14 protein-coding genes are annotated in these 13943 nt (G+C 67.6%); 6 read left to right on the plus strand and 8 right to left on the minus strand.

Going from position 1 to position 13943, the window contains the following annotated elements:
• Positions 1-10: 10 nt before the first annotated feature.
• A complete protein-coding gene (locus EDF58_RS09070; protein ID WP_132264669.1) occupies positions 11-667 on the minus strand; it encodes an HAD family hydrolase in 657 nt (218 codons plus the stop codon).
• Positions 664-945, minus strand: a complete 282-nt coding sequence (locus EDF58_RS09075) for a DUF3572 domain-containing protein (RefSeq protein WP_132264671.1) — start codon at positions 943-945, stop codon at positions 664-666. The genes EDF58_RS09070 and EDF58_RS09075 overlap by 4 nt, the downstream gene beginning before the upstream one ends.
• A 58-nt stretch (positions 946-1003) precedes the next feature.
• Between EDF58_RS09075 and EDF58_RS09080 the strand changes: the two genes are divergently transcribed.
• The 3 genes from EDF58_RS09080 to EDF58_RS09090 all read left to right on the plus strand — a co-directional run bounded on the left by EDF58_RS09080 (position 1004) and on the right by EDF58_RS09090 (position 2994).
• On the plus strand, positions 1004-1366 hold the full coding sequence (locus EDF58_RS09080) for a response regulator (RefSeq protein ID WP_132264672.1): 363 nt from the start codon (positions 1004-1006) through the stop codon (positions 1364-1366).
• Between the two features lie 139 nt (positions 1367-1505).
• On the plus strand, positions 1506-1745 hold the full coding sequence (locus EDF58_RS09085) for an acyl carrier protein (protein ID WP_132265304.1): 240 nt from the start codon (positions 1506-1508) through the stop codon (positions 1743-1745).
• Between the two features lie 13 nt (positions 1746-1758).
• Positions 1759-2994, plus strand: coding sequence for an aminotransferase class I/II-fold pyridoxal phosphate-dependent enzyme (locus tag EDF58_RS09090; RefSeq protein WP_132264674.1), 1236 nt, complete (start codon positions 1759-1761; stop codon positions 2992-2994).
• Between the two features lie 43 nt (positions 2995-3037).
• On the opposite strand, the gene EDF58_RS09095 is transcribed toward EDF58_RS09090, so the two are convergent.
• Positions 3038-3586 (minus strand): NAD(P)H-dependent oxidoreductase, encoded by a 549-nt coding sequence (locus tag EDF58_RS09095; RefSeq protein ID WP_132264676.1) that lies wholly within the window; start codon positions 3584-3586, stop codon positions 3038-3040.
• 154 nt (positions 3587-3740) lie between these two features.
• On the opposite strand from EDF58_RS09095, the gene EDF58_RS09100 reads away from it, so the two are divergent.
• Positions 3741-3932, plus strand: a complete 192-nt coding sequence (locus EDF58_RS09100) for a hypothetical protein (protein WP_132264678.1) — start codon at positions 3741-3743, stop codon at positions 3930-3932.
• A 3-nt stretch (positions 3933-3935) separates the two neighbouring features.
• On the opposite strand, the gene arfB is transcribed toward EDF58_RS09100, so the two are convergent.
• From arfB to pabB, 4 genes are read right to left on the minus strand one after another with little or no spacing between them, the layout of a single operon-like run.
• Entirely contained in the window at positions 3936-4352 is a 417-nt protein-coding gene (gene arfB, locus EDF58_RS09105) for an alternative ribosome rescue aminoacyl-tRNA hydrolase ArfB (protein ID WP_132264680.1), read from the minus strand.
• A complete protein-coding gene (locus EDF58_RS09110; RefSeq protein ID WP_132264682.1) occupies positions 4349-5002 on the minus strand; it encodes an RNA pseudouridine synthase in 654 nt (217 codons plus the stop codon). The genes arfB and EDF58_RS09110 overlap by 4 nt, the downstream gene beginning before the upstream one ends.
• Position 5003: 1 nt before the next feature.
• Positions 5004-6185 carry a pyridoxal phosphate-dependent aminotransferase gene (locus tag EDF58_RS09115; protein WP_132264684.1) on the minus strand — a complete coding sequence of 394 codons (1182 nt, stop codon included), beginning with the start codon at positions 6183-6185 and terminating at the stop codon, positions 5004-5006.
• An 11-nt stretch (positions 6186-6196) separates the two neighbouring features.
• Positions 6197-8014 (minus strand): aminodeoxychorismate synthase component I, encoded by a 1818-nt coding sequence (pabB, locus tag EDF58_RS09120; RefSeq protein ID WP_132264685.1) that lies wholly within the window; start codon positions 8012-8014, stop codon positions 6197-6199.
• 149 nt (positions 8015-8163) lie between these two features.
• Between pabB and EDF58_RS09125 the strand changes: the two genes are divergently transcribed.
• Together EDF58_RS09125 and EDF58_RS09130 are read left to right on the plus strand one after the other, a co-directional pair.
• On the plus strand, positions 8164-9762 hold the full coding sequence (locus EDF58_RS09125) for a helicase HerA-like domain-containing protein (protein WP_132264687.1): 1599 nt from the start codon (positions 8164-8166) through the stop codon (positions 9760-9762).
• Positions 9763-9766: 4 nt separating this feature from the next.
• Entirely contained in the window at positions 9767-12451 is a 2685-nt protein-coding gene (locus EDF58_RS09130) for a M1 family metallopeptidase (RefSeq protein ID WP_132264688.1), read from the plus strand.
• A 51-nt stretch (positions 12452-12502) separates the two neighbouring features.
• Here EDF58_RS09130 and EDF58_RS09135 read toward each other — a convergent pair whose 3' ends face one another.
• Complete coding sequence (locus EDF58_RS09135; protein WP_243654146.1) at positions 12503-13933, minus strand: ATP-binding protein; 1431 nt, start codon at positions 13931-13933, stop codon at positions 12503-12505.
• Positions 13934-13943: the final 10 nt, after the last annotated feature.

Here is a 13943-nt window from a genome sequence, read left to right on the forward strand (position 1 = left end):
AGGAGCGGGATCAGGATTCGGTCTTGGTAGCGTCGCTGCGTGTCAGCCAGTCGATCAGCCAGGGCGCGGCGTCCTGCCAGCGGTCGATTCGCGCATGGGCATGGCCGGCGACATGGGCGCAGGCGATATGCGGGGCGAGCAGCGGTTCGGCGCAGAGGTGCAGGCGCCCGATCTCCGGCGCCACGCCTGCCACGGAGCCGTGGTGCTGGGCCAGATCGTCCACGAAGACCGCCCGCGAAGGCGCGTACTCGTCGAGAATCGCCTTGAGAGCAGGGCCTTTCGGTCCCTGGTTGGTGAAGACGCGCACGTCGATCCCGTGCTCCAGCAATTGCTGACGGCGGGCTTCCTGGCGGAAATCCATGAGGTTGGTGAGCACCACCACGTCGGCATGATGCGCGATCTCGCGAATCGCCGCGACGGCGCCGTCCACCGGGGTCTGCCGATGCATCTGGCCGTCGAAGAACTTGTTCAGGAGCGACCACATTTCCGCCTGTTCGAGCAGGTCGCCGCCTTGCGTGCGCCGCATCGCGCCGGAAAATTCGCCGCGCTCCATGGCGAAGGTGACGCCTTCGTCCTCCGCCAGCCAGTCCCGGAAATGCGAGATCATGTAGAGAAGCACTTCGTCGCAATCGGTGATGAGCAGCGGCCTGCCGGTGCGATTCGTCATGTGCCGAGCCTTTCCCTTGCGCGGACCAGCATTTCCGGCGCGACGTCCAGCGCTTCGGCCGCGGCGACGAGGTCCGGTTCGTGCGAGCAGAGAAACTCCAGGACCGCCGCCATCGTGGCCTGCTGTCCCAGCGAGGCGCGTAGGACATCGGGCGTCAGGCCGGTCAGCGCCAGGAAACGCTCGGCGCGGTCCTGGTCTGCCAGCACCCAACCGAGGGCATTGAGCGCAAGGGCCTGCGGGTCCTGCGATGGGGATGGCGACTCTCGAAGAATTGTCAGTCTCGCTTGCCTGTCATAGAGCGGGTGTCCCCGCCCTTAGATGGTGATCACGCGTCGAATGGCAAAGCGTATCCTAGTTGTCGAGGACAACGACCTCAATCGGAAGCTCTTTTGCGATGTGCTCAGGAGCCAGGGCTTCGCCGTGGAGCCGGTGGCCGATGGCCTCGACGCGCTGGAGCGCGCCCGGGAATTCGTGCCCAATCTCGTTATCATGGATATCCAGTTGCCCAACGTATCGGGCCTGGACCTGATCGAGGCGGCCAAGAAGGATCCGGTGCTGCGCACGATCCCGGTGCTGGCCGTCACCGCTTATGCCGGCAAGGGCGACGAGGAGCGCATCCGCGAGGCCGGCGCCGAAGGCTATCTGGCCAAGCCGGTGTCGATCGGCCCGTTCATGCGCGCGGTCCGCGACTTGCTGTGATATGGCGGCGATGTCGCAACCGTCTTCGCGGCGGAAGCGACAAGTGTCGCGCCTGTGCTTGACTTTACCCCCCGTCGCCGCTTTTGCGCCGCAATTATCGGCCAGAGCGCCGCCCGAAATTACCGGAGTTGAAATGACCATGGACCGCGCAGAGACCTCGGCCCGCATCGCCGCGCTGATCGAGCCCTTCAACAAGAAGGGCATCGAAGTCGCCGACGCGACCCGCTTCACTGACGACCTCGAGTTCGACAGCCTGACCGTCATGGACTTCGTGGCCGCGATCGAGGACGAATTCGACATCATCATCTCGATGAACCAGCAGGCCGAGATCGAGAACTACGGCCAGCTCGTCGATGCCGTGGTCAAGCTCCAGGGCTGAGGGATCCATCGCGATGACCGATATGCTCAGCGAAAACGAAACCCAGGGCCACGCGGACCTGTTCAGCAAGTTCGATCCCCTGATCGAAATGCGCCGCGATCTGCTGTCCACCGGCGTCACCGATCCGTTCGGCCTCGTCATGGAAAAGGTGATCTCGCCCACCGTCGCCCTGTGCAACGGGCGCGAGACGATCCTGCTCGGCACTTACAATTACATGGGCATGACCTTCGATCCGGACGTGATCGCGGCCGGCAAGCAGGCGCTGGACGATTTCGGCGCCGGCACCACCGGCAGCCGCGTGCTCAACGGCACTTACGCCGGGCACAAGGCGGTCGAGGAAGCGCTATGCGACTTCTACGACATGAAGCACGCCATGGTGTTCTCCACCGGCTACCAGGCCAACCTGGGCATCATCTCGACGATCGCCGGCAAGGGTGACTACATCGTCCTCGACATCGACAGCCACGCTTCCATCTGGGACGGCTGCAAGATGGGCGACGCCGAAGTCGTGCCGTTCAAGCACAATGACATCGAGGCGATGGAAAAGCGCCTGCGCCGCATTCCCGAAGGCGCGGGCAAGCTGGTCGTGCTGGAAGGCGTCTACTCGATGCTGGGCGACATCGCCCCGCTCAAGGAGATGATCGCGGTTGCCAAGAAGTACGGCGCCATGGTGCTGGTGGACGAAGCGCACTCGATGGGCTTCATCGGGCCCAACGGGCGCGGCGTGGCCGAGGACCAGGGCTGCCTCGAAGACGTGGACTTCGTGATCGGCACGTTCTCCAAGTCGGTCGGCACGGTCGGCGGGTTCTGCGTTTCGAACCACCCCAAGTTCGAGATCATGCGCCTGGTCTGCCGTCCCTACGTGTTCACCGCCAGCCTGCCGCCGAGCGTGGTCGCCACCGCGACGACTTCGATCCGCAAGCTGATGACGGCCGCCGAAAAGCGCGCCCACCTCTGGGAAAGCTCGCGCACGCTGCACAAGGGTCTGACCGATGCGGGCTTCCAGCTCGGCACCGAGGAACCGCAAAGCGCGATCATCGCCGTCATCATGCCCGATCTCGAACGCGGCGCGATGATGTGGGAAGCGCTGCTGCACGAAGGGCTCTACGTGAACCTCGCAAGGCCGCCGGCAACGCCTGCCAACATGACCCTGCTGCGCTGCTCGCTCTGCGCCGAACACTCGGCCGAGCAGGTCCAGCAGATCATCGGCATGTTCACCCGCGCGGGCAAGACGGCCGGTATCCTCTGACAAGAACGTCGTCCCGGATCGAAGTCCGGGACGACGATCTGCCTCAATCCCGGTGGCGGTCCACCAGCGCGAGGAACGCTTCAAGCCAGCCGCCGACGAACCCGGCCGACTGCTCGCCCACGGTGCCGTCCGGGGTGAGCAGGCCGTCCTTCCACTGGATGAAGGCTTCCGGCGCGCCCAGGGTGGGCATGTCGAGGTAGGCCAGCACGTTGCGCAAGTGCTGCTGGGAAAGCGCGGTCCCGATCGCACCGATCGACACGCCGATCACGCCTGCCGGCTTGCCCGCCCAAGCGCTGTCGCCATAGGGACGCGAGGCGTTGTCGATGGCGTTCTTGAGCACGCCGGGGATCGAGCGGTTGTATTCCGGCGTCACGAAGATCACGCCGTCGCTGCTGCGCACCAGCGCCTTCAGATCCTTCACCGGCTGCGCCTGGTCGCCATCATGGTCCTGGTTGTAGAGCGGCAGGGACCCGATATCCGCGAACACGAAATCGTGGCCCGAGGCCGCCGGCAGCCGGGTCAGGGCTTTCGCGAATTGGTGGTTGTACGATTCGGCGCGAAGGCTTCCGACGACGACGACGATCTTCGACATGACGACTCCTCATGGCTGGTTGCTGCCGACGACAGGTATCGGGGCAAACGGTGTCAGTGGGAAGTCCGGGGAAGCCTCAGGGTTGCGAGGGTCCTGGTGCGATGCTTGATTTCAGGCGTTTGAGATGGCGGCCGCGCTGGGTTAAGCAGCCTTTATGAGAACGCTCTGCTTCCTGATCGCAACCCTGTCCCTGGCGGCTTGCGGACAGTCCGATCCGCCGGGCCCGGACGGCGTCACGGTCGGCGAGGCGCGGGCGCTGGACGAGGCGGCGGAAATGTTCGATGCCCGGCCCGAACCTGCCTCGACCTCGGCGCCCACGGGCGCTGCCGCCACGCAGGCCGAGTGAGCGTCAGTCGAAGCTGACCTTGCCCCGCCCGGCCTTCACCGAGCCGCGCAACTTCTTGCCCTTGAGCCGCTGCTCCTTGCCGACCCGGTTGAGGCGGCTCTTCGCGCGCTTTTCCGGCAGCTTGTGAGCATCGCGCAGCATGTCCGCCAGGCGGTCACGGGCATCGGCGCGGTTGGCTTCCTGGGTGCGGAAGCGGCGGGCGGTGAACATCAGTTCGCCCGCCGCGGTCATGCGGCTGCCCGCCAGTTCCTTCAGCCGCGCGAAGACCGGCGGCGTCAGGCGCAACGCATAGACGTTGAGCCGCAATTGAACGGCGGTCGCGACTTTGTTGACGTTCTGCCCGCCCGGCCCGGTCGAAGCGATGAAACTCTCGCTCGCCAGGGCCTGGGCGCGGCCGATGGTCTCCTCAACCTCGCTCATTCATCGCTGAAGCCGAAAGCGGCGAAATCGGCCGGGAGCGGCGCGACGGCCACGATCGGCTCCTTGTCGCCGCGCGGCACGGTGAGGCCGGCCGCATGAAGCATGGTGCGCGGTGCGCCCTTGCTGCTGCCGTAGACCGGATCGCCGAGCAGCGGCAGGCCCAGGCCGGAAGCGGCGTGGACGCGGATCTGGTGGGTACGGCCGGTTTCGGGGCGGAATTCCACCAGGGTCAAGCCGTTCTTCTCGTCCAGCTTGCGCCAGTGGGTGACGGCGGGCTTGCCCTTCTTCGCCGGGATCATGCGCCAGCCGTCCTTGACCGTGCTGACCTTGGAGAGGTTGAGCGCGATCGTGCCTTCCTCTTCCGACAGGGTGCCGGCGACGATGCCGAGGTAGCGCTTCTTGACCAGCTTTTCCTCGAAAGCGGCGGAAAAGCGCTTCAGGGCCTTGGGATTGCGCGCCAGCAACAGGCATCCCGACGTGTCGCGGTCAAGCCGGTGCACCGGCATGGGCAGCCGCTGGAAGCCCAGCGTCAATTCCTCGAGCCGGTCTTCGAGGCTGCGACCGCCCGCGCGGGGCGTGTCGAGCGGAAGGCCGCCGGGCTTGTCGATGACCAGCGCTTCGCCGTCCTCGAAGAGGATTTCCAGTTCCATGTTACGTCAATGCTTTCTCTATGCGCCGAAGCGCTTCTTCGAGCCGCGCGTCGTCCGCGGCGAAACTGATGCGGAAGCCGTCACGCCCGCCGAAGGCGGAGGCGGGAACCAGCGCCACGCCGTGTTCCAGCAGGTGCAGTGTGAGCTTCATGTCGTCCCCGAAGCGGCCCATCAGCGGGGCGGCGTCGATCATGCAGTAGAACGCGCCGTCCGGGGTCGGGGTGGAGAGGCCGGGGATCGCGTTGATCGCGGCCACCACCTTGTCGCGCCGCTGGCGGAACCGTTCCCGCCATTCGGCCAGGAAGTCCTGCGGCCCCGCGAAAGCGGCGACGGCGGCGGCCTGGCTGATCGAACAGGGATTGCCCGAGGAATGCGACTGGAGCTTTTCCATCGCCTTGATAAGCCACTGCGGGCCGGCCGCCACGCCGATGCGGAAACCCGTCATCGCGTGGCTCTTGGACACGCCCGAGACCGTCAGGATGCGGTCGGCAAGATCGGGGCAGAGGTTGGCCAGCGTGGCATGCGGACGGCCGCCATTACTGTCGATGGCGTAGTTGATCGGCGCGTAGATATCGTCGGACAGCACCATCACGCGCGGATGACGGCGCAGCACTTCGCCGATGCCGCGCAGCATCTCCTCCGGGTAATAGGCGCCGGTCGGATTTCCGGGGCTGTTGAGCAGCAACCAGAGCGTGCGCGGCCCGATCTGCGCTTCGAGATCGGCGGCGGTGAAGCGGAAGTTGTCCTTGGCCGAAGTCAGCAGCGGAACGACTTTGCCGCCCGCGAAGCGCACGATCTCGGGATAGCTCACCCACCAGGGCGAGGGCACGATTACTTCGTCGCCTTCGCTCACCGTGGCCAGCATGGCATGGAAGATCGCCTGCTTGCCGCCCGCGCTGACCGTCACTTGCGAGGCGGGAACCTCGATCCCCAAGTCGCGCGCGAAGTGCAGGGCGGCGGCCTGCTTCAGCTGCGAGGTACCACCGACCGCGGTATATTTCGTCTGGCCGGCATCGAGCGCGGCCTTGGCGGCTTCGATCACATGGGGCGGAGTGGGGAAGTCGGGCTCGCCCACCGAGAGCGAGATGATGTCGAGACCGGATTCGCGCAGTTCGATCGCGCGGTCGGTCATCGCGGTGGTGCCGGAAGGGGCGATGCGCGCAAGGGCGGCAGAACCGTGCATGGTGCCGCCCGTCACGCCAGCAGCCGCGCGGGGAGCAGCCCGCGCAGGGAATTGCCGATGAAGAAGCCTTCCGCCAGATCGTCCAAAGTCAGTTCGGCTTCCACCGCGCGGTCTTCCTCGATCAGCGAGCGGCGCAGCACGCCGGCGAGCAGGCCCAGCGCCAGTGGCGGCGTCAGCAGCCGGCCATCGCGTTCGACGAAGAGATTGGTGAAGGTGCCCTCGGTAACCAGCCCGTCGTCCCGCAGGAACAGCGCTTCCTGTGCGCCGGCGGCCTTGGCGGCGGCCAGGCCCGCCTCATAGAAGCCGCGGTCGCTGGTCTTGTGGCGCAGGCGCCAGTCGCCGCTGTCCACCGGCAGGCGCAGCACGCCCACGCTGACCGGCTCGCCCATCGGCTGCGGCAGTTCGGACAATTCCAGCGCATAGGCGCCGCTGCGCGAGGCGACGAGGCGCAGCTTCGAGGGGCTTTCCGCATCGAAGCAGAGCGCCTGGATGGCATTGCGCACCGCATGGCGATCGAAGCTGAAGCCCAGCGTCTCGGCACTGCCGCGAATCCGCTCGAGATGATGTTCGAGCAGCGGGATGCCCTTTTCGGGCGTGAAGCACATCGTCTCGATCAGGTCGAAACTGGCGGGCGAGGATGCCCCTGCCGACTCTCTCACGAAACCCCCTTTGATCAGGCATTCCCGCCATTCGGGAAGCGCTTTTGAATCGGCGACCACGGCCGAGCCGACGCCGAGGACCGCACGGCCGGCCCCGTTCTCGCCCGGCGCCAGGCGCCCCGTTAGATGCAGAGTGCGAATTGCCACATTGAAGGCGGCATCGCCAGTAGGATCGATCCGGCCGATCGAGCCGCAATAGGGGCCGCGGGCATGGGATTCCCCTTCGGCGATCAGCTCCATGGCGCGGATCTTCGGTGCGCCGGTGATCGAGCCGCAGGGAAACAGCGCCCGCAGGATATCGACGGCGCCCTTGCTCTCCGCCAGATCGGCGCGGACGGTGGAGACCATCTGGTGGACGGTGGGATAGCTCTCGATCGCGAAGGCATCCTCCACGCGGACACTGCCGGCTTCGGCCACGCGTGAGAGGTCGTTGCGCATCAGATCCAGGATCATGAGGTTCTCTGCCCGGTCCTTTGCGGAGCCGGCGAGTTCCGCGCGCAGGGCCTGGTCCTGCGCCGCATCCTGGCCGCGCGGGCGGGTGCCCTTCATCGGGCGCACCGTCACCCGGCCGTTTTCCAGCGCGAAGAACAGTTCGGGCGAGAAGCTCAGCAGGTACTGCGCACCGTCGCAGACCACGCCGCCATAGCCGGCCGCGGCGGAAGGCCGGATCGCGGCATAGAGCGCCAGTGGATCGCCATGCCAGGGACCGGCCAGCGGGAACGTGAGGTTCGCCTGATAGATGTCCCCCGCCTCGATGGCGCCGTGAATCCGGGAAAAGACCCGGTCATAGTCGCCGGTCGTGATCTGCGGTTCCAGCGGTCCGATGCCGACGCGGCCCGGCGGGGCATGGCGGGCGAGCCAGTCCGGCACGTCCAGCGCGGCGATCGTCTCGTATCCGGCAAAGGCGCCGAACCACACGAGCGGGCCGGTCACCCCGGTGCGTCCGGGCAGGCGCCCCGCCAGCCGCGGTTCGAGGGCCAGTCCGGCCTCGTAGGCCAGGTAGCCCGCCAGGTGCAGCCCTTCCGCGGCGAGTTGCTCGATCCGCGCGAGCGCCGGCACCACCTCTTCGGCGCTGCGGGCGATCACGATCTCGCTCGGCGCGCGGTAGAGCCGGGCGTCGCCGGCGCCTTCGCGGCGGGCATCATCGAGGAGGACGAATATTTCGGACATGGTCTTGCCGCGCCTTTAGCGAGGGTTCGGGAACCGCACCAGCCCATGCGGCGCGGACGGCCGGGGCGATGAGCGCGCGCGTTCCCAGAATCCCTCTCGCGCTGGCGCCAAGGCCGCTCTATCACCATGGCGGGTGCAAGGAGCGGTGAATGGACGAGATTTTCCTGGGACTCGGGGCCAATGGTGAACGTCAGGTGCTGCGGCTGGACCGCGCCAACCGTCACGGGCTGATCGCGGGTGCCACCGGCACCGGCAAGACGGTGACCCTGCAGACCATTGCCGAGCAGTTTTCCGCAGCCGGCGTGCCGGTATTCCTCGCGGACGTGAAGGGCGATCTTTCGGGCATCTCGATGCCGGGGAGCCCGCAGTTCAAGAACGCCGCCGTGCTGGAAACCCGCGCGCGCGAAATCGGCATGGCGGACTATGCCTATTCGGACAATCCCGCGATCTTCTGGGACATCTACGGCGAGCAGGGCCATCCCGTCCGCACCACGATCTCGGAAATGGGGCCGCTGCCGCTGTCGCGGCTGATGGACCTCAACGACACGCAGGAAGGCGTGCTCAACGTCGTCTTCCGCTATGCCGACGAGCAGGGGCTGTTGCTGCTCGACTTGCCCGATCTCCAGGCGATGCTGGCCCATGTGGCGGAAAATGCCGCGGCGCTCTCGGCCAGGTACGGCAATGTCACCAAGGCGAGCGTCGGCACGATCCAGCGGCAGGTCCTGGCGCTGGACAGCCAGGGCGCGGCGCAGTTCTTCGGCGAGCCGGCGCTGGAAATCGCCGACTTCATCCGCTGCGACGACAAGGGGCGCGGCTTCATCAACGTGCTCGCCGCCGACAAGCTGATGCGCAGCCCCAAGCTCTACGCCACCTTCCTGCTATGGCTGTTGTCCGAGCTGTTCGAAGTGCTGCCCGAAGTGGGCGATCCCGAAAAGCCCCGGCTGGTGTTCTTCTTCGACGAGGCCCACCTGCTGTTCGACGATGCGCCCAAGGCGCTTCAGGACAAAGTGGAGCAAGTGGTGCGCCTCGTCCGTTCGAAGGGCGTGGGCGTCTACTTCGTGACGCAGAATCCCATCGACATTCCCGAGGACATTGCCGGACAGCTCGGCAACCGCGTGCAACATGCGCTGCGGGCCTTCACCCCGCGCGACAAGCGGGCGATCAAGGCGGCGGCCGATACGTTCCGCATCAATCCCGCGCTCGACGTCGAAACGGCGATCACCGAGCTGAAAGTGGGCGAGGCGCTGGTCTCCACGCTCGACGAGGAAGGCGCCCCCACCGTGGTCCAGCGCACGCTGATCGCGCCGCCACGCTCGCGACTGGGGCCGATCGAGCCCAAGGAGCGGGCGATCATCCAGTCGATCAGTCCTTTCGAGGGCAAGTACGACAGCCCCGTAAACCGCGAAAGCGCCGAGGAAGTGCTTGCCGCCAAGGCCGCCGATGCTGCGGCGACGGCCCAGGAAGTGGCGGAAAAGGGCAAGGAGGAAGTCGGCCGGCAGGAGCGCAAGAACCCCAGCCTGTGGGGCGGGCTGGGCGGCAAGGTCGCCAAGGCGGCGGCCGGCGCGGCGGCTGCCAGCGCGGGGTCGATCCTGGCGCAGTCGATGCAGGGCAAGAAGAGCCGCGCGGATCCCAAGGCCTCGGCCGCCAGCGCGGCCGCCGGCACCGTGGGCGACGCCTTCGGCAAGGCCATCGGCTTTCCGGGGCTGGGCCGCTTCGCCCGCAACCTTATCGGGGGCCTGATGCGCTGACCCGATGAGGGTCGGTCTCCGCCCGGTCGTGTTTGCCGCGCTGCTGGCAGCGTCCGGGGCGGCGCGCGCGCAGGATGCGGCATCGGGGCCGGTCGCGGAAGCGTCCGGCATCCTCGTCTCGGCGGAAAGACCGGACCTTCCCTTCGGCCGCCTCGACGATTCCGTCAGGCCCCTGGCCTATCGGCTGGACATGACGCTCGATCCCGCGAAGCCGCGGTTTTCCGGCCATGTCGAGATCGACCTGACATTGGCCGCCGGAACCTCGCGGATCTATCTTCATGGCCGCGATCTCGATGTCACGCGTGCGGAAGCGCGGATCGGCGCGCGCGGTGTCTCGGCGCACTGGCGTCAGCTCGATGCGAACGGGCTGGCCGAAGTGCGTTTCGACGAGCCGCTGCCCCCCGGCCGGCTCACGCTTTCCTTCGACTATTCGGCGGCGTTCGGTCAGGGCCCCGCCGGTCTGTTCCGGGTGGAAGTGGAAGGCGCGTGGTATGCCTGGAGCCAGTTCCAGTCGATCGACGCGCGCGCCGTATTTCCCGGTTTCGACCAACCGGGCTTCAAGACGCCTTTCGCCGTCACCTTGCGCACCCCGCCGGGCCTCATGGCGATCAGCAATGGCCTGGAAGTGGGTACCGCGGCGATCGAGAATGGCCTGGCCGTTCACCGCTTCGCCCCCGGCCCGCCGCTGCCGACCTACCTGGTGGCGATCATGGCCGGGCCGTTCGCCAGCGTGTCCGGCGAAGTGCCGCCTTCGCCCCAGCGGGCAGAACCCTTGCCGCTGCGGATCGTCTCCACCCGCCAGAACGCGGCGAACCTCGCCTTCGCGCTGGAGGGCAGCAAGCGCATCGTCACCCTGCTGGAGGACTATTTCGGAGAGCGCTTTCCCTTCCCGAAGCTCGACCAGGTGACCAGCCCGATCCTGCCCGGCGCCATGGAGAACCCCGGCGCCGACCTCTACCGCGACGACATCCTTGTCATGGACGAGAACGCGCCGGTGGAGCAGCAGCGCCAGTTCGGCATGATCGTGGCGCACGAACTCGGCCACCAGTGGTTCGGCGATCTCGTCACGCCGGACTGGTGGGACGATCTCTGGCTCAACGAGAGCTTCGCCAACTGGATCGGCTACCGCGTGGGCGAGCAGTGGCGGCCGGACCTTGGCATTGCGGGCGATGCACTGGGCACCGGGTATCAGGCGATGGACATCGACGGCCTGCTCGCCGGCAGGCCGATCCGCCAGCCCATCGAAACCAGCGAACGGATCGATTCCGCTTTCGATTCGATCACTTACGGGAAAGGCGGTCATGTCGTGGGCATGATTGCGCAGTGGCTGGGAGAGGAGCGCTTCCGCCAGGGTGTGCGCCGCTACATCGACGCCCACCGGCAGGGTAGCGCCACCAGCGCCGATTTCTTTGCCGCCCTGGCCGACGTGGCCGGAGACCCTCGCCTGGTGCCGGCCATGCGCAGTTTCGTGGAGCAGCAGGGCGTGCCGCTGCTCGCCATGCGCCAGGCCGGGGACCGGGTCACGGTGACGCAGCTTCGTTATACCACGGCCGGTGTGGCGCCGCCCGAGGCGCGCTGGACGATCCCGCTCTGCTTTCACCGCGGGCCGCAGCGCCTGTGCACGATCATGGACCAGGGCACGCAGGCCTTCTCGGTGCCCGGAGAAGGGCCGGTGTTCCCCAATGCCGGAGGCAGCGGCTACTATCGCTTCGAACTCACCGCCAACCACTGGAAGGCGCTGATCGCCGAGGCCGACCGCCTGCCCGGCGGCGAGGCCCTGGCGCTTGTCGATTCGCTCGATGCCTCGATCCGGGCCGGGCGCGGCAACGTGGCGGAAATGGCGGGGCTGGCCCGCAAGCTGATCCGCCATCCGGACCCTCACGCCGCCGATGCGCCGGACAAGGCACTGGCCCGCTACATGATGGAAGGCTTCGTCGGCACTCCGGCGCGGCGCAGCTTCGGTCTCTTGCGCGAGCGACTCTATGCGCCGCTGCTCAAGGAACTCGGCTTCGACCCTCGCCTCGGGGTCTATGCCCATGAGGCGCCGGCGCGGACCCAGCGCCGCGTGCAAGTGGTGGCCGCCCTGCTCAACACCGGGCGCGGCGCGCGCCTGCGCGACCAGCTCGCCGATGCCATGGCGGCCTATCTGGCCGGGGACCATGCCGCGCTCGACCCTGCCTGGCTGGACCATGCGCTCGATCTCTACCTCTATCGGCGGCCTGCCGAAGCGGCGCGGGATCTGGTCGACCGGGCGCTCGCCTCGGAGGACCCGGTGTTCCGGCCCGCGGCGCTGGCGGCCGCCTCCCGCACCGGAGATGCCAGGCTCGCGGCCTGGCTGCTCGCCATGGACGACCCGCGTCTGCGTGAAAGCGAAAGACGCGACCTGCTGGACGGCGTGATGGCGCGCAGCGCCACGCGCGAACTGGGTTACGATTGGGCGCTCGCGCATCTGGACGGGCTGCTGGACGGCAGCGATGGGCCGTTCCTGGTCCGGCGCCTGCCGCAGATGCTCGGGCGGTTCTGCTCGGTGGATAAGGCCACCCGGATCGCGCGCGACTTCAAGGCGCGGTTGGCGGGAACGCCCGGAGCCCTCGAACTCGACCGCGCTATCGAGCGCGTGCGCAATTGCGGGTTGCTCGACGACATGCTGGGCGCTCAGATCGACGCCGAGTTCGCCAAGCTGAAATGACGGCCTGAAGCGCCGTCCGCTGTCTGGAATTAACCGCCTGCGCCGCGAACGTCAGCCCAGAGGCAGCTCCAGCCGGGCGTTCAGGCCCTCGACGGCGCCGCTTGCCGAGAGCCGGTTGGACAGAACCAAGGCGCCGCCGTGCTGGTCGGCAATGGCGCGGGCGAGCGCGAGGCCGAGCCCGGCGCCGCCCGTGGCGCTGTTGCGCGAGGGGTCGCCGCGGGTGAAGGGGTTCATCATGTCCGCGATCGCATCGTCGGGAATGCCGGGGCCATCGTCCTCGATCAGGATGACGGCGCGGCCCTCCGCGCGGGAGAGCGAGACGCGGGCGCGTTCGCCGTAGCGCAGCGCATTGCCGATGAGGTTGCGCAAGGCGCGGCGGATCCAGGTGGGGCGCAGTTCCAGCGCCATCCGCGCGGTGTCGCCCACTTCGACCGGCTCGCCCATGTCCTCGTATTCCTCGATCACCGAGAACATCAGCGCGGAGAGTTCGGTGCGTTCGAGCGGATCGCTGGGTCGGCCGACGCGGGCGAGGGACAGGATGTCGTCCAGGGTGTGGACGATGTCCTCGATAGTGGCTGCCATGCGGCCGCGCTCGACATCGTCCGTCACCGATTCGATGCGGACGCGCAGTGCCGCCAGCGGGGTCTTGAGATCGTGGCCGATGGCGCCCAGCATGACGTTCTTCTCGTCCAGCAGGGCGGCGATGCGCGATTCCATGGCGTTGTGGGCGATGATGAGGCGCTGCATGTCCTCCGGCCCGGAAGGGGCCAACTGGCCCTCCACGTCCTGCGTGGCGGCGAAGCGTTCGAGGCGGCGCGTCAGGGCGGCGAGCGGCCGGGTGATGCGGCGCAGGATCAGCGCCACGGCGGCCATGACGACGATGTAGATGATGATCGTCTGGACCAGCACCGGCGTCAGCAGGACGTTTTCCGGCCTCGGCGCGCGCACCCGCGAGATGATCCAGCTGCCGTTTTCTTCCGTGCGCACGCCGACCACCAGCAGGTTGGCCCGCATGATGCGGTCGGTTTCCTCACGCGCGAGGCCGTAATTGGCGGCGCGATCCAGCGCGTTGCGGCGGGCGACGCGGTCGCGGCCGACGTCGCGGTGGACCACGACGATGTCGCGCACCGGGAATTCCTGGTCGGCCAGGATCTTGGCCAGGCCCACTTCCGCTTCCCGGTCGCGCGTTTCTCCGGGACCGGCGGGGGAGCGGGTGCTGTATTCGAGGTGATAGCCCTTGGGCGGCGGGCCGGAGAGCGGCACGCGCGGCCCGTCATGCCGGCGCGACAGCGCGCGGGGGCCGCGCGTTTCCATGATGAGGCGGAACGCGGAGGCATTGAGCATGCTCGCCTCGTAGCCCTCGCGCTGGGCGCGATAGACCAGGAACGCGCCCAGGCCCTGCACGAGCATCAGCGCGACGGCCACTGCCAGCAGCATCTGGCCCATCAGGCTATGGGGACGCGGCATCTTCAGGCTCGACATCTTGCGGGTT

It is taken from the genome of Novosphingobium sp. PhB57, from assembly GCF_004342985.1.
Lineage (GTDB): Bacteria > Pseudomonadota > Alphaproteobacteria > Sphingomonadales > Sphingomonadaceae > Novosphingobium.